At 42.0% G+C, this 21,164-nt stretch carries 17 protein-coding genes; 1 reads left to right on the top strand and 16 read right to left on the bottom strand.

Features of this window, described 5'->3' with window-relative positions; genetic code table 11:
- Positions 1–179: 179 nt before the first annotated feature.
- From ACWF5P_RS09370 to ACWF5P_RS09310, 13 genes are all read right to left on the bottom strand, one after another.
- The gene (locus ACWF5P_RS09370) at positions 180–902 is read right to left on the bottom strand and encodes an ATP-binding cassette domain-containing protein (protein ID WP_434167370.1); all 723 of its coding nucleotides are present in this window, start codon (positions 900–902) and stop codon (positions 180–182) included.
- Complete coding sequence (locus ACWF5P_RS09365; protein ID WP_101223460.1) at positions 895–1,554, bottom strand: amino acid ABC transporter permease; 660 nt, start codon at positions 1,552–1,554, stop codon at positions 895–897. The genes ACWF5P_RS09370 and ACWF5P_RS09365 overlap by 8 nt, the downstream gene beginning before the upstream one ends.
- A gap of 117 nt (positions 1,555–1,671) precedes the next feature.
- The gene (locus ACWF5P_RS09360) at positions 1,672–2,475 is read right to left on the bottom strand and encodes a transporter substrate-binding domain-containing protein (RefSeq protein ID WP_202190591.1); all 804 of its coding nucleotides are present in this window, start codon (positions 2,473–2,475) and stop codon (positions 1,672–1,674) included.
- A 312-nt stretch (positions 2,476–2,787) separates the two neighbouring features.
- The gene (locus tag ACWF5P_RS09355) at positions 2,788–3,225 is read right to left on the bottom strand and encodes a BrxA/BrxB family bacilliredoxin (RefSeq protein ID WP_034308239.1); all 438 of its coding nucleotides are present in this window, start codon (positions 3,223–3,225) and stop codon (positions 2,788–2,790) included.
- Positions 3,226–3,435: 210 nt separating this feature from the next.
- Positions 3,436–4,563, bottom strand: a complete 1,128-nt coding sequence (meaB, locus tag ACWF5P_RS09350) for a methylmalonyl Co-A mutase-associated GTPase MeaB (protein WP_434167371.1) — start codon at positions 4,561–4,563, stop codon at positions 3,436–3,438.
- Positions 4,563–6,755, bottom strand: coding sequence for a methylmalonyl-CoA mutase (gene scpA, locus ACWF5P_RS09345; RefSeq protein ID WP_434167372.1), 2,193 nt, complete (start codon positions 6,753–6,755; stop codon positions 4,563–4,565). The genes meaB and scpA overlap by 1 nt, the downstream gene beginning before the upstream one ends.
- A gap of 1 nt (position 6,756) precedes the next feature.
- Positions 6,757–8,634 (bottom strand): methylmalonyl-CoA mutase family protein, encoded by a 1,878-nt coding sequence (locus ACWF5P_RS09340; protein ID WP_434167373.1) that lies wholly within the window; start codon positions 8,632–8,634, stop codon positions 6,757–6,759.
- A gap of 634 nt (positions 8,635–9,268) precedes the next feature.
- Complete coding sequence (locus ACWF5P_RS09335; protein ID WP_402938328.1) at positions 9,269–10,555, bottom strand: dihydrolipoamide acetyltransferase family protein; 1,287 nt, start codon at positions 10,553–10,555, stop codon at positions 9,269–9,271.
- 26 nt (positions 10,556–10,581) lie between these two features.
- Positions 10,582–11,565, bottom strand: a complete 984-nt coding sequence (locus tag ACWF5P_RS09330; protein ID WP_101222514.1) for an alpha-ketoacid dehydrogenase subunit beta — start codon at positions 11,563–11,565, stop codon at positions 10,582–10,584.
- A gap of 12 nt (positions 11,566–11,577) precedes the next feature.
- Entirely contained in the window at positions 11,578–12,573 is a 996-nt protein-coding gene (locus ACWF5P_RS09325; RefSeq protein ID WP_101222515.1) for a thiamine pyrophosphate-dependent dehydrogenase E1 component subunit alpha, read from the bottom strand.
- Positions 12,574–12,597: 24 nt separating this feature from the next.
- On the bottom strand, positions 12,598–14,019 hold the full coding sequence (gene lpdA / locus ACWF5P_RS09320; protein ID WP_434167374.1) for a dihydrolipoyl dehydrogenase: 1,422 nt from the start codon (positions 14,017–14,019) through the stop codon (positions 12,598–12,600).
- A gap of 131 nt (positions 14,020–14,150) precedes the next feature.
- Positions 14,151–15,248: a branched-chain amino acid dehydrogenase gene (gene bcd / locus ACWF5P_RS09315; RefSeq protein ID WP_101222517.1), complete on the bottom strand. Its 1,098-nt coding sequence runs from the start codon at positions 15,246–15,248 to the stop codon at positions 14,151–14,153.
- Between the two features lie 368 nt (positions 15,249–15,616).
- Positions 15,617–17,674 (bottom strand): sigma 54-interacting transcriptional regulator, encoded by a 2,058-nt coding sequence (locus tag ACWF5P_RS09310; protein WP_434167375.1) that lies wholly within the window; start codon positions 17,672–17,674, stop codon positions 15,617–15,619.
- Positions 17,675–17,879: 205 nt separating this feature from the next.
- Here ACWF5P_RS09310 and ACWF5P_RS09305 point away from each other — a divergent pair, with 205 nt between their 5' ends.
- The gene (locus tag ACWF5P_RS09305; RefSeq protein WP_101222519.1) at positions 17,880–18,116 is read left to right on the top strand and encodes a DUF2627 domain-containing protein; all 237 of its coding nucleotides are present in this window, start codon (positions 17,880–17,882) and stop codon (positions 18,114–18,116) included.
- 43 nt (positions 18,117–18,159) lie between these two features.
- Here the strand turns inward: ACWF5P_RS09305 and ACWF5P_RS09300 are convergent, their stop codons facing one another.
- The 3 genes from ACWF5P_RS09300 to spo0A form a co-directional block, all read right to left on the bottom strand.
- Positions 18,160–18,894 carry a glycerophosphodiester phosphodiesterase gene (locus tag ACWF5P_RS09300; protein WP_434167377.1) on the bottom strand — a complete coding sequence of 245 codons (735 nt, stop codon included), beginning with the start codon at positions 18,892–18,894 and terminating at the stop codon, positions 18,160–18,162.
- Positions 18,895–18,965: 71 nt separating this feature from the next.
- Positions 18,966–19,133: a hypothetical protein gene (locus tag ACWF5P_RS09295; RefSeq protein ID WP_157831001.1), complete on the bottom strand. Its 168-nt coding sequence runs from the start codon at positions 19,131–19,133 to the stop codon at positions 18,966–18,968.
- Positions 19,134–20,191: 1,058 nt separating this feature from the next.
- Entirely contained in the window at positions 20,192–20,983 is a 792-nt protein-coding gene (spo0A, locus tag ACWF5P_RS09290; protein ID WP_137016177.1) for a sporulation transcription factor Spo0A, read from the bottom strand.
- Positions 20,984–21,164: the final 181 nt, after the last annotated feature.

The following is a 21,164-nucleotide window of genomic DNA, read 5'->3' as shown; positions in this document are numbered from 1 at the left end:
CCTGGCTCTTTCTCTATCTATTATAATACTATCAGGAAATGAGATATTTTCACAGTCCTTTGCGAGTTAAATTTCCAATTTTTCTAAATACATTCACGCAAAAATACATTATAGGAAAAAAATAAAAAAGGTAACCTAAACGTTACCTTTTTTCACAATTATATACTATTCACTTTAACTTATAAAACTTTTTCCAAAAAGTCTTTTGCACGCTGGCTTTTCGGATTGGAAAAGAATTCTTGCGGAGCACTTTCCTCAACGAGCAGACCTCCGTCCAGGAATAGTACTCGATCGGCCACTTCTTTGGCAAACCCCATTTCATGCGTTACGATCAGCATGGTCATCCCCGTATGTGCCAGTGACTTCATAACCTCAAGCACTTCTTTTACCATTTCGGGATCAAGCGCTGAAGTCGGCTCATCGAAAAGCATTACTTCCGGGTTCATTGCCAATGCCCGTGCAATAGCGACCCTTTGTTTTTGTCCGCCTGACAGTCGATTTGGATAAGCCGATTCTTTATCGGCCAAACCGACTTTAGTCAAAAGCTCACGAGCTTGCTTTACAGCCTCGGCCTTTGATAATTTTTTCACCTTCATTGGTGCATATGTTAGATTCTCCAGTACTGTTTTATGCGGAAATAAATGAAAATGCTGAAAAACCATTCCGACATTTTCACGCACCTTCATGATATTGGTCTTTTTTTCAGTGATGATTTGATCTTTAAACCTGATTTGACCATCAGTTGGAGTTTCAAGCATATTGATGCAGCGCAAGAAAGTTGATTTTCCCGACCCTGATGGACCGATGATCGCTAACACTTCACCTTGCCCTATCTCGGTGCTGATTCCTTTTAATACTTCGAGCTTGCCATAGTTTTTTTTGAGTCCATCAATTTTAATCACTGCGTCTCATTCTCCTTTCAATCACTTTGCCTAAGATGGTGAGAACCATGACCATCACATAATAAATGAGGCCGGCAAATAATATCGGCTCGAAGAATTTATATGTCTCACCGCCGACAATATAAGAACGGCGCATGATATCCCCTAATCCAATAATCGTGACGACGGCTGATTCCTTCGTTAAGGAAATCAATTCGTTCACAAGGGATGGCAGGATATTCTTGATGGCCTGCGGTAGGATAATATTTAGCATCATTCCTGAATAGGGAACACCAAGTGCAAGCGAAGCCTCACGTTGGCCTTTATCGACAGCTAAAATGCCTCCCCTGATAATTTCAGAGATGTATGCTGCTGAATTTAGCCCGAATGCTAAAAATGCTGCTTGGAACGCTTCGATTTGAATCCCTAATATTTGTGGTGAACCAAAATAAATCAGCATTAATTGCAGCACTAAAGGGGTACCGCGAAAAATGGATGTATAAAAGTCAGCAATCCAATTTAAGGGCTTGATTCTGCTGATCTTAAGTATAGATAATAATATTCCCAAAACAAATCCGATTACTGCCGCTACCGCTACAACCTTTAATGTAGTCGGTATCCCCTCCAGGATATATGGAAGGGAAGGAATAATCCTTTCAAATTCAAGATTCACTCCATTCATCCTCTCTTATGAAGGCCGTTATCGGGCCTTTCTCCTGCTTCATTTTATTAGCAATAAAGCGCGGAAAAACGTTCAGAAGGCATTCTGAACGCTTTTCATCTCTCTGTTTTATTCAGTTTCACTGCCACCGAACCATTTTAATATTAATTTTTCCATTTCACCATTTTCCATCATTTTTTTCAACTCGGCATTGAATTCTTCAGTTAACTTGCTTCCTTTTTGGAAAGCGATTGCCGAACCGGCATCTTGATCACCAGACTTGATCAAATGGCCCACCAATTCTTTATTATCTTTCAAGTAGCCTTTTGCAACAGTATCTTCCATGATCACGGCGTCAAAACGTCCTGTTGACATTTCTTGAACAACCTCAGGAATACGATTCCGTTTTTCAACTTTCATTCCGATATCTTGGGATTTATTCAAGTCATTTGCCAATGTCTCCTGGATGGATGCAAGCTGTACGCCTACCGTTTTCCCTTTTAAATCTTCAACAGTTTTGATTTTACTATCCTCTGTCGTGATGATCATGTTTTTAGCTGTATAGTAAATATCACTGAAATCGACTGATTGCTCACGTTTTTCAGTTGGAGTCATTCCAGAGATAACGAAATCGACCGATTTATTTTCCAGAGCAGGCACAAGACTATTAAAGTCAATGTCCTTCACTTGGACTTCATAACCTAATTTTTTTCCGATTGCTTTAGCGATATCAATGTCAAATCCTTTGATTTCATCACTTTTAGACGTTTCAACAAATTCAAATGGCGGATAATCCGCAGATGTACCCATTACCAGAACCTTTTTGTCTTCTTTGTCAGCTGTGTTCTTATCTTCTTTCTCTGATGTTCCGCATGCCGCTAAAATACCTACTAATAAAACAGAAGTAAGCAACAATGCTAACTGCTTTTTCAACTTCATTATTATTCCTCCAAAATGATATTTTCAATTCTCTTGTTATTAAATTCGGTTTAGTTAAAATTTGAATAACTAATATTCATACACTAATGTGTATTTTAACACACTCTAATAATTATTCAATAACGTAAATAATAGATTCATTTTTCAGAATATTACTATAACTCCATTTCTGGAATCGCGCTTTTTCTCAAAAGGGAATATTTCTGCTTCCTTATCTATCTTCTTTCCTAAATGTTCCTAACTTATGCAGATTCATGAATAAAAAAACCCGCCGATTGGGCGGGTTTTTAAGGTTATCGCTATGGGTTACACTTCTTCACAATATTGATCGAAGTAGTCTTGTAATTTTTCCACTACAGACATCGGGTGGTGTCCTTCAATTTCATGGCGCTCTATCATCGTGATGATTTTTCCATCCTTCAGCAATGCAAATGATGGAGATGACGGCGGATATCCTTCGAAATAATCACGGGCTTTCTCCGTCGCCTCTTTATCTTGCCCAGCAAAAACGGTTACAAGCTGATCTGGGCGTTTATCATTATGGATTGCATGTGCCGCTGCAGGTCTAGCTATTCCCCCAGCGCAGCCACAAACGGAATTGACCATAACAAGTGTCGTTCCTTTTTGTGCAAATACTTCCTCAACTTCCTCGGGAGTAGTCAATTCTGTATATCCAGCAGTCTTTATCTCATCGCGAGCCTGTTTGACTACGTCGTTCATTAAAAAATTAAAATCCATATTCATGGCATGTGCTCCTTCCAAGTTTTCTCTTCAATCCTATCATAACAATTGCCACTTCGTGATTCAATAAATTTACCTGTCAAAACTGCATAAACCATTTCCGAACACGTTTAAAACGAAAGGTATGCGGGAATCATGTGTGTAACAACAAGACTTACAAAAGGATGGGGCAGGCGTGGGAGACAATCCACGCCTGCCCCATCCCATTTCTTTTTAATTTGACTTAAATGTATCGGTAAAAGATTGAAAGGCCTGCTTAACAGCAGCAGTGACCGTTTTATTCCCTGACATCACTTGGTTCTCGAGAATTGGGAGAAGGCTCTTGACGGTTTCATTTTTATAAAACATCGTTTTAAGCTGGTGATCCATCAATGAATAAAGCCATTCCTTAGATTGCATTCTTCTCCGTTCTTGAAAAACACCCGATTCCTTGGTCAAATCGGAAAATTCATTCATTACATCCCAAAGCTCAGGAATTCCTTTACCGGTTATCGCTGAACAAGTATATGACTTTCCTGCCCAACCCTTTGTTGCTGGCTGAAGGAAGTGCAAGATTCTGCTATATTCGGACTTCGTCCTAATCGCCAGCGGAATGTTCTCTCCATCGGCTTTATTGACCACAATTCCGTCCACAAGTTCCAGAATCCCTTTTTTCATCCCTTGTAATTCATCTCCGGCACCTGTAAGGACAAGGAGCATGAAGAAGTCGACCATACTTCGAACTATAGCTTCACTCTGACCGACACCGACCGTTTCAATCAGTATCACATCAAATCCTGCCGCTTCACAAAGCAACATCGTTTCCCTCGTTTTGCGGTGAACTCCTCCTAGAGTGCCTTCGGATGGAGAGGGTCTTATGAAGGCATGGGGGTTTCTTGCCAACTCCTCCATCCTTGTCTTATCGCCTAGTATACTTCCCCCATTGATCGAAGAGCTTGGATCGACGGCTAGAACGGCAACCTTATGGCCCCTGTCACACAAATAGGTTCCGAACGTCTCGATGAAGGTACTTTTTCCGGCACCGGGCACTCCGGAAATCCCGATGCGAATCGAATTTCCTGTATGAGGAAGGATGCTATGCAATAATTCCTGTGCATGATCCAAGTGGTGGGATGCATTGCTTTCAACCAATGTAATCCCTTTAGCTAGCTTGGCCCTGTCACCTTTTATGATTCCCTCTTTAAGTTCATGGACCGGTATATTTACATTATGTTTTTTGACGAATTTGCTTTTAGAAGGTTTGTTATGGCTTGCTGCTAATTCTACACCTGGCTTTAATGAAGAAGCAAAAACTTCCTGATTGTTATGATCGACCCATTCGGGCTTCTTGTCTTCACTCATTATTGAGCCACTTCCTCATATCCGAGGCGATTGTATATTTCCTGAAGCACTTTCTTTGCTGCCTGCGGAATGACCGTACCAGGTCCAAAAATGGCTGTAGCTCCATTTTCCATTAGGTAATCATAATCCTGTGCAGGGATGACGCCGCCTACGATCACTATAATGTCCTCACGTCCCAAGTTCTTCAGTTCCGTCATAAGCTGCGGCAACAATGTTTTATGGCCGGCAGCAAGCGAACTCATTCCGACTACATGCACATCATTTTCCACGGCCTGGATGGCGGTTTCTTTCGGTGTTTGGAATAATGGACCGATATCGACATCATAGCCCAAATCCGCAAACCCCGTTCCGACTACTTTAGCTCCGCGATCATGACCGTCCTGACCCATTTTAGCCATTAACAAACGCGGTCTTCTTCCTTCATTTTCAAGAAACTCTTCCGTCATGCGGACGACTTCTTCAATTTCCGCTTCCTTTGAGTATGCCGAGCTGTATACACCGCTGATAGAACGGATCGTTGCTTTGTGACGTCCAGCAACCTCCTCAATCGCATCGGAGATTTCACCTAACGAAGCCCGTACTCTTGCAGCTTGCACAGCCAGTTCAAGAAGATTGCCTTCGCCAGTTCTGGCAGCCATGGATAGCGCTTGAAGGGCTTCATCCACCTTTTCCTGATCACGTTTCGCTTTTAATTCGCTCAAACGCTTAAGCTGACTTTCGCGAACTGCTGTATTATCAATCTCCAGTATTTCAATCGGATCTTCTTTTTTCAAACGATACTTATTTACACCTACGATCGTTTCATCCTGAGAATCGATTTTAGCCTGACGCTTTGCAGCGGCTTCCTCGATCCTCATTTTTGGAAGGCCGGTTTCAATAGCCTTCGCCATTCCGCCAAGGCCTTCGATTTCTTCTATGTGAGCCCAAGCTCGTTCGATCAATTCATTTGTGAGTGATTCTACATAGTATGAACCCGCCCATGGATCGATTACTTTTGTGATCCCCGTTTCCTCCTGCAGATATAACTGTGTATTACGTGCAATTCGTGCCGAGAAATCCGTTGGCAGGGCAATGGCCTCATCCAATGCGTTCGTATGCAGGGACTGTGTATGCCCAAGTGCAGCGGCATGCGCTTCAATAAGGGTCCTTGCGACATTGTTAAACGGATCCTGCTCGGAGAGGCTCCAGCCGGAGGTTTGGGAATGGGTTCTCAATGCCATCGCTTTATTATTTTTCGGCTCGAATTGTTTCATCAGTTTTGACCAAATGTAACGAGCCGCCCGCATTTTCGAGACTTCCATGAAATAGTTCATTCCTACAGCCCAGAAGAAAGACAGTCGTGGTGCGAACTTATCGATATCAATACCTGCTTTCATTCCGGTACGTGCATACTCAAGCCCATCCGCCAACGTATAGGCAAGTTCGATATCAGCCGGTGCCCCCGCTTCTTGCAGATGATAACCGGAGATGGAAATGGAATTGAATTTGGGCATATATTTGGATGTATACTCAAATATATCAGCTATGATTTTCATGGACATTTCAGGTGGGTAGATATACGTATTCCGAACCATGTATTCCTTTAAGATGTCATTTTGAATCGTGCCTGAAAGCTTATCCTGTGTTACGCCTTGTTCTTCAGCTGTCACGATATAAAATGCAAGTATGGGTAATACTGCGCCGTTCATCGTCATTGACACGGACATTTGATCAAGCGGAATGCCGTCAAATAGGATTTTCATGTCAAGAATTGAATCAATGGCAACTCCCGCCTTCCCCACATCACCGACAACGCGTGGATGATCGGAGTCATAACCGCGGTGTGTAGCTAAATCAAAGGCAACTGAGAGCCCTTTTTGCCCCATCGCAAGGTTACGTCTGTAAAACGCATTGGATTCCTCAGCAGTCGAAAAACCTGCATACTGACGTACCGTCCAAGGACGATTGACATACATCGAAGGATAAGGTCCCCTTGTAAAAGGAGCGATGCCTGGCACACTTTCCATATGCTCCAAGTCACGATTATCTTTCTCAATATAAAGCGGTTTGATTTTTATTTGTTCATTGGTTTCAAACAAAAGATCCTCAATGTTTTTCCCAACGGCTTTTTCGGCTTCCTTTTTCCATGCCTCCACCGTACCTTTAACCTCAGACTTAGCAGGATTTATAGCAGAAAAATTCGGTTTTTTCATTTCAGTTCACCCCCAGCTTCTGCAATAATTCCGATAAAATGGCTATTGCATTCGTTTTGACATGGATAAAATCTTTGACTCCGGCTTCACTTAGTGTAATCTCAAATTCTTCTTGCTGCTTGCCGGCACTATAAATAGTGATTTCAGGGAATTGCTTTTTAATTTCTTTAATGGTGATTGGCGCCAATTCCGAATAGTCATCATCACTGCCGCAAACACAATAGATAGGGAGCTTGGTCCCAGCTACATAATCGACTGCTTCCTTAACGGTTTGACACCCCTTACTGCCGGTTGTTTCAATACCACCTGCTGCAGCAAGACTTGTAACGAAATCTGCACGAGGTTTATAAGATTTGAGATTTTTCAAATTAATTAAACCAATAGTTGGGGCCGTTCCACTCATTTCTTTATACTTTTCACTGCGTAGCCTTAACTGTTCGAACTGAATGGATACCCGATCCAAGTAAAGTGGTGTAATGCCAACCGGCTTCTCAACTTTCATATATGACACATGGTTATCCCGTGTCGTGTTTTTAATCTTATCAGCAGGATTCGGATATACATTCGTTCCGATGATACTTTCTTTTCTGAAAGCCGCATTTTGAACCTTTTCTTGGTAAACTTCAGCTATTTCCTTCTGAAGGGTGCCTTGTTTAATTAGCTCAAGAATCCCTCCAGCTGCATCGATTTCAAGGAACTTCGCCCAAGCCTTTTCAGCCAATTCATCCGTTAGTTGCTCAACATACCATGAACCGCCAGCAGGATCGACCACTGTTGTGATATTTGTTTCTTCTTTTAAAATCAAGTGAGTATTACGGGCAATTCTTTCTGAGAAATCATCGGTTTCACCTGTTGCGTGTGTGAATGGATGAATTTGAAGATATTGAATGCCTCCAATTGCGGCAGCGAAAGCTTGGTTTGTTGTCCGAAGAATATTGACGTGCTGATCATATAGCGTTTCTGTCAACTCGGAAGTAACGGCATGTATCGCCATTTTAAAATGGTCAGATGCTGTATCAAAAGCTTCTGCAATACCTGCCCAGAGCCTTCTTGCAGCCCGTAGCTTAGCGATGGACATGAAGTAATTCGAATCCACAGCAAAAGAGAATACTATTCTTTCGGAAACCGAAGCAATAGAAAGCCCTTGCTTTTGCCCTTCCAATAGATATTGGACCGCTGCCGATAATCCGTAAGCTATTTCTTGTACGGCATTGGCTCCTCCATTATGGTAGACTGCCGTATTAATCAAAACTGTTTTTAAATCCCTGCCTACCTTCTGATAATCTTGGATTGTCTTCAGCCAGTCTGCAAAATAGTTATCCGTATCTTCTGGCAGCTGACCGCAAATGAGCCATTCTGCAATGGGATCTTCAGCAATAACGCCTGTCATTTGGGTATTTTGTGCTTCGGCAACCGCTTTGAATTGAGGGAATAATCCTTTTTGTTTCCCCTTAAGGTCAATGAAAACCGGTATTTCTTTTAATGGGATATCCTTAAACAATTTTTCAGCCCTTGCTCCCTCGGCAAGCAATCGTGCAGGGTATGCCACGACATTTTGACCGCGTTTGAATGAAGCCTTCATCTTTTCATTTGCTTCTTCAGCCGTGATACCGCTTACAGGTTGAACGACAAGCCAAGGTTTCTCATGATATCCCGTTGGGGACGTTCCTCGGGTGAAAGGGAAGAATCCTGGCAATTCGGCTACTTTTTCCGTTGATTCCGCCTTTTCTGTATAGAGCGGATATAAAGTGATGCCCTCATATGTATTCGTTTTTAGCTTTTCTACACTTTTCCCTTTTAAACTTGCTTCCGCAGCTTCTTTCCACTCTTCAAAAGAAGGCTTAGGAAAGGTTATGTTTTTTACATCTTTCAGTTCCATCTGTAATCGCTTTCTTATCTATTGCCGCTTCATACGCCCTGTCCCTTCATTCGGAGAACGAACGCTCAGTCAGTTTTGGATAAGAAAACCACCCTCCCGTCAATTTAATCTGGATTATACTAACATTCTACCATATTTTTCTTGAAATTTAAGACAATAGAAATTAGCAAATCTGTTATAAGGGAAAACACTAGCCTATTTCGCCTCTTTATAAATCAAGTACAGCCCTGATCTGTATTAGAACAGCTCTTAATAAAATAATAGCAAAAATAAAATTTTTGTCGATGTTTTTCTACGGAAAAGAGAAATAACTGGGTTAAACTTTGGCGAACGAATCGGCATACTTCATCTTTGACTAAATCAAAAGTGAAAGGGAAATCGGTAACTGCTAGACTAAATGAAGTTCAGGAACCACCCTCATCACCTTAGGTATGGTTTCAAAATTTTAGAACAATGGTGATTGGAACAGGTTTGCGAGACTCCTGCTTGGAAGAGCGCGTCCAGTGGGACCCCATGCCTGGAGTTCCAAACAACGTTCAAATTGTAGCAATCATAAAAAAACTGTAGGCAAACTCGATTCATCGAGTTTGCCTACAGTCTAAAGGAATAACCTTCGGCCTTCCTTTTTTTCATTTTAGTATATGGAAGTGTTATCTTTGGAAATCTTTTCGATGATTTCTTTAACCCTCGCGAGGAATCGTCCGCATACCAGTCCGTCCAAAACACGATGATCAAGTGATAAACAGAGATTTACCATATCTCGTACTGCAATCATGTCATTTATGACCACTGGGCGTTTTACAATCGTTTCAACTTGTAAAATGGCCGCCTGTGGATAATTGATGATTCCCATGGACTGGACAGAGCCGAATGAGCCAGTGTTATTAACAGTGAACGTACCACCTTGCATATCCTCTGCTTTTAACTTACCCGACTTCACTTTGGATGCAAGTTCCTGTATCTCCCTTGCTATACCTTTGATTGATTTTTCATCTGCATTTTTAATGACCGGTACAAATAATGCATCTTCAGTTGCAACGGCTATCGATATATTGATTTCTTTCTTTTGTATGATTTTTTCGCCTGCCCACATCGAATTGAGCTCTGGAAATTCCGTAAGGGCTTGAGCAACCGCTTTTACGAAAAAGGCAAAGTACGTTAAATTATAGCCTTCTTTTTGTTTAAAGTCGGATTTTAGATTATCACGCAATTTCACCATATTGCTTGCGTCAACTTCCACCATCGTCCAAGCATGCGGGATTTCGTGCTTACTTTTCAACATATTGGACGCAATTGCCTTACGGATTCCGGTAACGGGTATTTCCTTGTCACCAGCAGCAGTCGGCACATTTGTTACTGGACTGGTTTGACGACTAACTTGAGGGGCGACCTCTTTTGGAGCCGGATCGGATATCACGGAAGGCTCATCCGCCTTAGGAAGATTCCCTGATTCAACAAGTTTCAGTAAATCTTTACGGGTGATCCGTCCCTCATTCCCCGTTCCTTTAACCTTTGAAAGATCGATTCCATGCTCCTGGGAAAGTTTTAACACGGCAGGCGAATAGCGAGCTTTCCTTGATGGTTCGGCCGCTTGCTGCACTTCTCTTGTAACAGGTGCATCAACATTTTCCTCATTCTGAGAAACAGCTTGCCCAGCATTATCGTTATCCGTCTTTGCCGTTTCAACTTCAATCGAGCAAATGACTTCCCCGACTGCCAATGTTTGATTCTCATCCGCTTTCAATTCCTTGATGATGCCCGTAAAGGAAGAAGGAACCTCAGCATTTACTTTATCCGTCATCACTTCAGCTAGCGGATCGTATTTGGTGACATGATCCCCAGGCTTCACTAGCCATTTACTGATGGTTCCCTCTGTGACACTTTCGCCTAGTTGAGGCATCTTCATTAATTCCATAGCCATAAATCGTTCCTCCTTCTTAACAGTCATTAATACTCAGCCAATTCCCTCATTGCTTTTTCCACTTTATCAGGATTCACCATAAATTGTTTTTCCATCGTAGGCGCATATGGCATGGCTGGTACATCAGGTCCGGCCAATCGTTTTACAGGGGCATCCAAATCAAAAAGGCAATGCTCGGCAATGATGGCTGCGACCTCACTCATGATGCTTCCTTCTTTATTATCTTCCGTAACCAGTAATACTTTCCCCGTTTTAGAAGCCGCTTCTATGATAGCATCCTTATCCAAAGGATAGACGGTACGCAAGTCAAGAACATGTGCAGAAATTCCATCTGCAGCTAATTTTTCTGCTGCCTGAAGGGCAAAATGCACACAAAGGCCATAGGAGATGACAGTAATGTCTTCCCCTTCCCTTTTCACATCCGCCTTACCGATGGGAAGTACATAATCTTCAGTGGGTACCTCACCCTTGATCAAGCGGTACGCGCGTTTATGTTCAAAGAAAAGCACTGGATCTTCGTCGCGAATGGCAGCTTTAAGCAAACCCTTTACATCATAAGGAGTGGAAGGCATCACTATTTTCAAACCCGGCTGATTGGCAAAGATTGCTTCAACCGATTGTGAATGATAAAGAGCTCCATGAATCCCTCCGCCATATGGAGCACGGATTACCATTGGACAGCTCCAGTCATTATTAGAACGATATCTAATTTTGGCTGCCTCTGAAACGATTTGGTTAATGGCAGGCATGATGAAATCAGCGAATTGCATCTCAGCTATCGGCCGAAGCCCATACATGGCGGCTCCAATTCCCACTCCTGCAATTGCAGATTCAGCGAGCGGGGTATCGATGACCCTGGCTTCACCGAATTGGTCGTATAAACCATTAGTGGCTTTAAAGACCCCACCTTTTTTTCCTACATCCTCACCCAATACGAATACACGGGAATCACGTTCCATCTCTTCCCTCATTGCCATTGTCACGGCATCTATATATGAAATCACTGGCATTCTATTACCCCCTTACTTTTGTGCATACACATGATTCATAGCACTTTCAGCCTTCGGATATGGAGCATTTTCAGCATAATCGGTTGCTTCGTTGACTATCTTCATGACTTCATCATTCATTTGTTTCTCTAGGTCATCATCCATGATTCCCACTTCTTTTAAATACGCTCCAAATGTCATTATGGAATCCTTCGTTTTGGCTTCGGCCACTTCGTCCGCCGTCCGGTAGCTTCGGTCATCATCATCACTTGAATGAGGTGTGAGCCTGTATGAAACGGTTTCTACCAGTGTAGGACCTTCTCCCCTTCGTGCACGGTCAGCCGCTTCTTTCACCGCTGCATACACTTCCAACGGATCATTGCCATCCACCGTTATTCCAGGCATCCCATAGCCAATCGCCCTGTCGGAAACATTTTCACACGATAGCTGTTTCGAAATAGGAACGGAAATCGCATATTTATTATTTTCACACATGAAAATGACCGGTAGCTTATGCACACCTGCAAAGTTGGCCCCTTCATGAAAATCGCCCTGATTGGATGAACCTTCCCCAAACGTTACGAATGTTACCAAATCCTTACCTTCCATCTTCCCTGCAAGGGCAATTCCAACAGCATGCGGGACCTGTGTCGTTACAGGTGATGATCCAGTGACAATCCTATTTTTCTTTTGACCGAAATGACCAGGCATCTGGCGCCCGCCGGAATTGGGATCTTCCTCTTTGGCGAAACCGGAAAGCATCAAGTCTTTAGCGGTCATTCCGAAGGTAAGTACCACACCTACATCCCGATAATAAGGCAGTACATAATCCTTTTGCCGATCTAGCGCAAACGCTGCCCCAACCTGTGCAGCTTCTTGCCCCTGGCAGGAAATCACGAAGGGAATTTTCCCGGATCGGTTTAAAAGCCACATGCGCTCATCAATTCTGCGGGACAAAAGCATTGTCCGGTACATATCTAAAACCGTTTCCTCATTTAAGCCTAATTGTTCATGACGTTTTTCTACCATCATAAAACCTCCTGACCTTATTCTTTAAGAATGTATGGCACGTCCATCGACAGCAAGGGCCGCCTCTCCGATTGCTTCAGAAAGACTTGGGTGCGGATGGATTGTCTTGCCTATCTCCCAAGGTGTCGCATCAAGCACTTTCGCAAGTCCAGCTTCAGAAATCATATCCGTAACATGTGGCCCGATCATATGAACGCCCAATATATCATCCGTTTTCTTATCGGCGATGATTTTGACAAAACCATCCGCTTCCCCGAAAACAAGGGCCTTACCAACTGCACGGAATGGGAATTTCCCAATTTTAAGATCAAAGCCTTCCTTGTTTGCCTGTTCTTCCGTCAAACCGACACTTGCAGCTTCAGGGCTTGAATACACACATTTTGAAATGAGCGAATAATCCAGCCGTTCCGGTTTTTGGCCTGCGATATGTTCAACGGCCGTAATGCCTTCATGGGAAGCAACGTGAGCCAATTGCAGACCGCCGATACAATCACCGATCGCATAAATATGTGATTCCTTCGTTTGGAAGAAGTCATTGGTTTCAATAAAACCTTTTTCTTTCACAATTTCCGTATTTTCAAGGCCGATCCCTTCAACATTTGCTGATCTGCCTACGGACACCAACATTTTTTCAGCTGTGAATTCCTCTACCGAACCTTTGACTTCAGCAGAAATGGATACTGAAGCATCCGTTTTCAGGGTTTCAGGCAATACCTTGGCACCTGTAACGAACTTGACGCCTTTTTTCGTTAGGAGACGAAGCATTTCACTGGAAATATCATGGTCTTCAGTCGGGATAATTCTATCTGCATATTCGAGTACTGTCACTTCCACACCAAAATCATTAAGCATCGAAGCCCATTCAATGCCGATAACTCCACCTCCTACAATAATCATTGATTTTGGCAGGCTCTCAAGCTTTAGAGCTTCATCCGATGTAAGCACCAATTCCCCATCAATCGCTAAACCGGGAAGTGTCTTCGGACGCGAACCCGTTGCAATGATGACATTCTGAGGAATGAGCATTTCATTTTCACTGCCATCATTCATTTCCACGGAAATTGTCCCAGGCATCGGTGAAAATATAGAAGGACCCAGTATACGCCCTAACCCTTCATAAACCGTTATCTTTCCTTGTTTCATCAAGTGCTGAACACCTTTATAGAGTTGATCGACCACTTTATTCTTTCTTTCCTGCACCTTAAGGAAATCTACCTTTACATCCCCGGTAACAATACCGAATTCCTCACTTTTCACTGCAGTCTGATAAACTTCCGCACTCCTTAAAAGTGCTTTCGAAGGGATACAGCCTTTATGTAGACACGTTCCGCCGAGCTTGCCTTTCTCCACGACAGCCGTTTTCAATCCTAATTGAGCAGCCCTTATTGCCGCCACATACCCGCCTGTTCCTCCTCCGAGGATAACGAGGTCAAATTCTTCAGCCAAAACCACTCCTCCTCACAAATACATACAGTTTGTCACCATTTTTACTTGTCCTATGTTTATTACGTTATCCATGTTGAAAATTCCTGTGTTTATTAAAAAAAACACAGGAATCTAATCTTGTAAAACTACATTCATTTTCTTCCATTCAAGATATGTTTTTCATTTTGCAAGAATTGGCTCCTTGAATTCCTCATGCGAGCAATTCGCTCCTCTGCCATCCTATCCGCGGCTTTATAAGTTGGGATTTGATCACGTTTTGCAATCTCGATGACTCTTTCAATTGTATCATAAACCGTTTCCACTTTCTTAAGGGCTCTTTCCCGATTATACCCTAAAAGCTCATCGGCCACGTTTATGACTCCACCTGCATTAATAACATAATCAGGGGCGTATATAATACCTTTTTCATGAATTTGATCGCCATGAACAGTTTCTTTTAACTGATTATTGGCCGCACCTGCAATGACCTTCGCCTTGATTTGATTGATTGTTTGATCATTTATGACAGCCCCTAAAGCACACGGTGCATAGATATCACAGTCGACTCCATAAATTTCATCTGGATTAACTGCGGACGCCCCAAAGGATTCAACCGCACGGGCCACGCTTTCTTTATTGATATCCGTAACGATCAGCTTGGCGCCCTCCTCATGAAGGTGACGGCATAAGTTATAAGAAACATTCCCGACGCCTTGGACCGCAACCACCTTACCTTCTAAAGAATCAGTTCCGAAAGCCTCTTTTGCAGCAGCCTTCATACCTCGGTATACCCCATATGCAGTTACAGGGGAAGGATTACCCGAAGAACCGAATGCAGGGGAAATCCCAGTGACAAAATCCGTCTCCTCATGAATGAGATCCATATCCTCAACCGTTGTACCTACATCTTCAGCTGTTATATAACGCCCATTCAACCCTTGGATATATCTTCCGAATGCACGGAACATCTCTTCATTTTTATCCTTACGCGGGTCGCCGATGATGACTGTCTTCCCCCCGCCTAAATTCAAACCTGCAGCGGCGTTCTTATATGTCATTCCTCTCGAAAGCCTTAAGGCATCTTCAATGGCATCTTCTTCAGATGCATACGTCCACATCCTTGTGCCTCCAAGCGCAGGCCCTAATGTTGTATCATGAATGGCAATAATCGCTTTCAAACCCGATTGTTTGTCCTGACAGAATAGCAGTTGCTCGTAATCATACTTCTCAAGATATTTAAAAATTTCCATAAAGGAATCCTCCCTAGATGTTTTAATACATGTCAGATATGAGGACACTGAATTTCTCCTCATTCCTACTTGTTTCCACGTTCATTTTAAATAAAATCCGCTACTCACATGATATTTTCCCTATGGGGAATGGTTCCCTTGAAAAATCCATACACCTTTAAATATGCAAATAACATGCCAATAAAATACATAATGAGAGCGTTTTTATCCAAAATAAGGAGATGCTGGTTTATATGTTGGGCAACTATAGCCTATAACAAATTGAAAAAAATTTCATGTTAGAAGTGGAGTCTCGCTTAAATTAAAATAAATCAGAAAATTCCGTGCAGTTTTTTTCATAGTGCGCAATTACTTGCGTGCAAAAAATTTCACAGTTTTAGTTTTTCCATTTTGTAATATAGATTTCTGACAGATATCCCAAGAGCTTTTGCCGTAAGTGTTTTATTTCCCTTGTGGGTATGGAACGCTTGCTGAATGATATCGGCTTCATACTGGTCTATTATCTCCGAGAGCGGTTTCCCCGATACGTAGCCAGAAGGGTTCATTAATAATTTCTCTTGTTTTACTGGAATCTCTTCGATAAAATCCGGAATATGCTGTATATCAATGATCGTCTCGTTCAATTTCATGAAAATGATTGCCCGTCCTAAGATATTTTCCAGTTCCCTAACATTACCTGGCCAGTTGTAGATTTGCATTTTATGTATAGCTGCTGCTGTAATTCCCTCTATGCTTCGTCCATACTCCTGATTGATTTTATTAATCAAATGCTCCGCCAATTCTCTCAAATCCTCTTTTCTCTTTCTTAATGGAGCAATGAAAATAGGCATGCGGTTCAGCCTGAAATATAAGTCTTCCCTGAATGATCCGTTTGAGATGGCCTCTTCGAGATTGATATTCGTAGCGGCTATGACCCGGACATTGATGGGAATCGGCTTCGTCCCCCCCACTCTGACGATTTCCTTTTCTTGTAAAACCCGAAGTAACTTAGCTTGGATGTTGGCTGGTAATTCACCAATTTCGTCCAAAAAGATACTCCCTTGATTTGCCTCTTCAAAAAAACCGACCTTTCCGCCCCTATTTGCTCCTGTAAAGGCTCCTTCATCATAACCGAACAGTTCACTTTCAAGTAATGATTCCGAGATGGCCGCACAATTTACACGAACGAATTTATTGAATTTCCTATCGCTCGCATTATGGATGGCATGTGCAAATAACTCTTTGCCAGTCCCTGATTCCCCTCTTAATAAGACAGTAGCAGGTGTTCTTGCCGATAATTTCGCCTGTTCAATGGGAAGCTTCATCTCTTCGGAAGCCCCGATTATATCATCAAAGGAATATTTAGCCTGCAATGTCCGGATGATCTGTCTTGCCCGATTCAGTTCGTGGGTCAGGGCTTGAATTTCCGATACATCATGAATGACGCCAACGCTCCCTTTCAGGCACCCGTCCACAATGATTGGAGCAACATTCACGATCACTTCCTTATGTTTTGGGCCGACACGCATATTGACACCCCGAACAGGCTTTTTTGTCTGAAGTACTTTCATATGCATACTTTCACCTTCATAAATATCGATGGAAGCCGGCTTACCGATCACTTGGGTCTTTGTTAATCCCGTGATTCTTGTATATGCCGGATTGATCAAAAGCCCCCTGCCTTGATCATCCACAACGGATATGGCTTCATCACTGGATTGAATGATCGCCTGAAGCATCGTTTGTATCTCTTTTAAATCGGTGATCTGCTCCGCCAATTGTACAGCTTCCGTTTTATTCCTAAACACTGAAAAAGCCCCTATGATTTCCTTATCGGCATTCACAAGAGGTATCCTTGTCGTTATGAGTTCCATTCCATTGCTAAGGGTGATTTCCTGATTCACTTCTTTTTGGTTTGTTTGCATCACTCGCAGCAATCCAGTTGAAGGGATGAAATCTTTGATATGTCTGCCTATCACATCCTCGCGCTTTGTGTCTGTTGCTCGTTCGGCACTATCATTGAACATGATGATGAATCCTCCATGATCAATCACCACCATCCCTTCACTGGTCGTATTAAGAATCAAGTCCATTTTTGCCGAGGTATTCTCCAGTTTACTTATTAAACGATTTTTCTCTTCAAACAACTTAGTCATAATGAGGGCGACACTTCCAGGAATGAGAATCGTTTGTTCGTCCATGTCCCTTTTTATCTTTTTATAGACAGACGGGTCTCCGGTCGTATCAAAAATGATGTCCAAATCCCGCTCCAATCCCAGGCTCCAATTAGTCACTGAAGGGATCCCTCGTTCCTTTGCAGCAAGCATCCCTTCAGCGGATTCATTCGTATCAGCCATACAAACAATGGAGAATACTTCACTTTCCGATAGGAGTTTCAACACGGTTGTCCCTCCCACTCCTCCCCCTACTATCATGACCTTTTGCATGAGCCATCCCCCTTAAGATATAATTACCCCTTTTATTAGATCAATCTATGCAATTTTTTTCATACTTCACACCATTTTACCATATCGGCTCCCTTTAAAAACAGCCACCAACTCCCAGTCATTATCTACATTCCCGAAACTTGACAAATAATTTATATCCTTTATCATTTTTTAAAGACGGAATTTTCGGAAGGGATTTGACTGCATGAAACGTTTAATCGCTTTTTTGATTCTTTTTATACCCGGTGCCTTTGCTGCCTATGGCATAAAAATAATGAGGGACATGGTGTTCGGTATTCTACAGCCTCCCTATCCAGTCCTTTGGCTGCAATTTTTAATAGGACTACTCATTACGATTGGCGGAATAGCCTTCATCGCCGGCTTCGTCCTTCATCGAGATCGAAAACAAAATAAGGTCCAAAGCAGGTTCAATAAATTTTAAACGCAAAAAGAAGGTGCCATGTATCATATGGCACCTTCTTTCATTATCTTGATTTCAATCCTTCCCTGACCCGTACGGCTGCCTCGGGAAAATCGGTTATGATGCCGCTGCACCCCAATTTGAATAGCCTCTTCATCTCGGCTTCTTTATTAATGGTATATGGCCGTACAGGAACACCCATACTCACAGATGTTTGAATGAGCGCATCAGGGACAGCCCGGATATTTGGATGAATTGCACTTCCGCCTATTGCCTTGGCATATATCCAAGGCATGTATAGACCATCCCTATAAAGCGGTGCGGTTTCCAATTCAGGTGCCAATTGATGGCAATTGACCAAGCTATAATGATTGAAAGAAGAAAGGATAATCCTTTCCTCCATATCGTAAGTACGAATGAGTCGGATGACTTTCTCTTCTAAGCCTGGATACAAAAAAAGTGTATTTTTTAACTCAATGTTGCAAAAAAGCTGATTATCGTCAAGCCAAATGAATAGTTCTTCAAGTGTCGGAATCTTTTCTTTACCCAATTTACCATTATAGTTTGAAGAAGCATTAAGGGTTTTCAACTCCTTCAAGGTCCTGTCTTTTACATATCCCGAGGCATTCGTGGTCCGATCGAGCTTTTCATCGTGAATGATGACCACTTCCCCATCTTTTGAGAGCTGGACATCCGTTTCAATACCGTCCGCCCCGACACGGGCAGCTTCTTTGAACGCCGACATCGTATTTTCCGGATGTGTTCCTGCTGAGCCTCGATGTGCAAAGATTAAGGTCATGGAGAAACGCCGCCTCTCTCAATAATGGTTATATCCCAATGTTATGAACAGAAACAGCAAATTATTTTCATCTAGTTCAATACTTTAATAAAATGCAGTTGATTATTTTCTGCATAGAAGGTTCCTTTCGTCAAATCACTCAATTTTTTTTGCATGCTTTTGATTTGCAAGCAAGCATCCGGAAAAGCCATTTGACCAATCGTAATTTCCCCTCCCCCTTTTGATTCAAGCATATCCATGATTGACTTCCGTTTTTCATCCTATATATATATTTGAACCATCAACCTCTCGTATTGATTTCTTGTTTGTTCATATTGAAAATTTTGCTCACAAGTCAATTCTCCAAGAGGCGTTTGATACACTTCAAGCTTTTCATTATTGATTCAAGTTTCATTATTATTGAAACATATTTTGTCTTCCCAATTCCTCAATCAGCGTCTATAAATAACCTGAAAGAAATTTCACAAAAAAATATCATAAATTTAGTTTAATATCCGTTTCAATAGTGTACAAAAAAAGATTGTCCAAAATGGAAAACCTCCAATATGTTTTGCGCCTCTGAACTTTATAACTTAAGATTAAACTATGCTTCTTTTTTAACGAGCTTCTTCTACTTTTTTAAACATTTCTCCCCTCCGGTCCTTTTCTAACAGGTTTCCGGATTCCTATTACACCAGCTTTATCACTCGTTTAAGTCCACTTTATTAACTGAGTTGAATCTGTTACGGAATCGAAAGGTAAAATAACCGACATTATTACGCAACTATTTTCCAACTGTGTTGCAATGCGCATAGTCGAGTGTTTGAAAATGTGCGTATAAAGATGCCTGACCTTACAAATTTACAAACGAAGTCGGCAAGTCGAAATCATAAAAAAAACGCCCAACAATGGACGTCATGACTCTTCCCTATAAAATATTTGATTGACCGTGATTTCCTTTCACTAATGAGCTTTGCATTGTTAAAAAGGTTCACTGGCCTCTTTTTCGTAGCGGTTATACTGATATACGCTTAGCCCTATAATTGCGCAAATTCCGTTCGGGTCATACGATGGGTCATGACGTCATTCTTTCAATCGATACGAATTGACATAAATACCAGGCCCCTATACAAAAATAATAGCCGCCCAGTTTGGACGACTGCGGAATTTTCCTATATACTGACTCGTAACGATGCCGTTTATCCGCAAAATACGATCAGTCTTTATTGATATTCCACCGGAAAGTTTATCGGATTAGCGATAAATTCACGGTTAAATTCCCGTCCAAATTGCCGTCAAATCAACGATCCTACACTTGTCAAGAAGCTTTGTGTTCGAGGCGCAGCTTATCGGCAACCATGGCAATGAATTCGGAATTTGTAGGTTTTGCCTTAGTCATGCTTACGGTATATCCGAAAAGGGATGAAATGGATTCTATATTGCCACGGCTCCAGGCCACTTCAATCGCATGCCTGATAGCACGTTCAACACGGCTCGCCGTAGTATTGTATTTTTTTGCGATATCCGGATATAAAACTTTGGTGATGGAACCCAATAGTTCAATATCATTATATACCATGGATATGGCTTCCCTTAAATACAAATAGCCCTTTATATGTGCAGGGACTCCAATCTCGTGAATGATGCTTGTGATGCTGGCATCGAGGTTCTTCGGCTTGGATTCATTTTGGGGACGATAGCTAAACTGACTATGATTTTTTAAAACTGCCTGACCTTTACTGCTTACCTGACGTATGTGATTGGCCAGATTTTCCATATCAAATGGCTTCAGGATAAAGTAAGACGCACCCAAATCAACAGCTTTTTTCGTTACATCTTCTTGACCAAAGGCAGTAAGCATAATCACATTAGGCATGGCACCCCGTTTTACTTCACGAAGTTTTTCTAGCACACCTAACCCATCTAAATGAGGCATGATAATATCGAGGATCAATATATCCGGGTCAACGCTTTCAAGCATACCCAGGCAATCTTGACCGTTATGTGCCACCCCAATTACTTCCATGTCATCCTGTGCAGAAATGTATTCTTCCAGAAGGCCAACAAGTTCTCTATTATCATCTACAACGCACACCTTAATTTTTTTCACGCTTGATTTCCTCCTCAACTACAATTGGTCTTTTTTTCTATATGACTAAATTCTATTGTAATTGAACTTTTCGACAATGGAAACTAAATTCCTTTTATTTTTGAAAAAATATAAGGAATTCAATATTATTCTCCGGATATCTCTTGTTTTCGACTTCGTTTGCTATTCGAATAAAGCGATT

The organism is Peribacillus sp. NPDC055009, assembly GCF_053608705.1.
The sequence above is the reverse complement of the archived record's forward strand: the minus strand, read 5'-3'. Positions and strand labels throughout refer to the sequence as shown.

Coding starts and splice junctions, on each gene's coding strand:
- ACWF5P_RS09355 (WP_034308239.1), bottom strand. CDS start 3,225: ATGAATATGGATTTTAATTTTTTAATGAACGACGTAGTCAAACAGGCT.
- meaB (WP_434167371.1), bottom strand. CDS start 4,563: ATGAGTGAAGACAAGAAGCCCGAATGGGTCGATCATAACAATCAGGAA.
- scpA (WP_434167372.1), bottom strand. CDS start 6,755: ATGAAAAAACCGAATTTTTCTGCTATAAATCCTGCTAAGTCTGAGGTT.
- ACWF5P_RS09340 (WP_434167373.1), bottom strand. CDS start 8,634: ATGGAACTGAAAGATGTAAAAAACATAACCTTTCCTAAGCCTTCTTTT.
- ACWF5P_RS09335 (WP_402938328.1), bottom strand. CDS start 10,555: ATGGCTATGGAATTAATGAAGATGCCTCAACTAGGCGAAAGTGTCACA.
- ACWF5P_RS09330 (WP_101222514.1), bottom strand. CDS start 11,565: ATGCCAGTGATTTCATATATAGATGCCGTGACAATGGCAATGAGGGAA.
- ACWF5P_RS09325 (WP_101222515.1), bottom strand. CDS start 12,573: ATGGTAGAAAAACGTCATGAACAATTAGGCTTAAATGAGGAAACGGTT.
- bcd (WP_101222517.1), bottom strand. CDS start 15,248: ATGGAAATTTTTAAATATCTTGAGAAGTATGATTACGAGCAACTGCTA.
- ACWF5P_RS09310 (WP_434167375.1), bottom strand. CDS start 17,674: ATGCAAAAGGTCATGATAGTAGGGGGAGGAGTGGGAGGGACAACCGTG.
- ACWF5P_RS09305 (WP_101222519.1), top strand. CDS start 17,880: ATGAAACGTTTAATCGCTTTTTTGATTCTTTTTATACCCGGTGCCTTT.
- ACWF5P_RS09300 (WP_434167377.1), bottom strand. CDS start 18,894: ATGACCTTAATCTTTGCACATCGAGGCTCAGCAGGAACACATCCGGAA.
- ACWF5P_RS09295 (WP_157831001.1), bottom strand. CDS start 19,133: ATGGATATGCTTGAATCAAAAGGGGGAGGGGAAATTACGATTGGTCAA.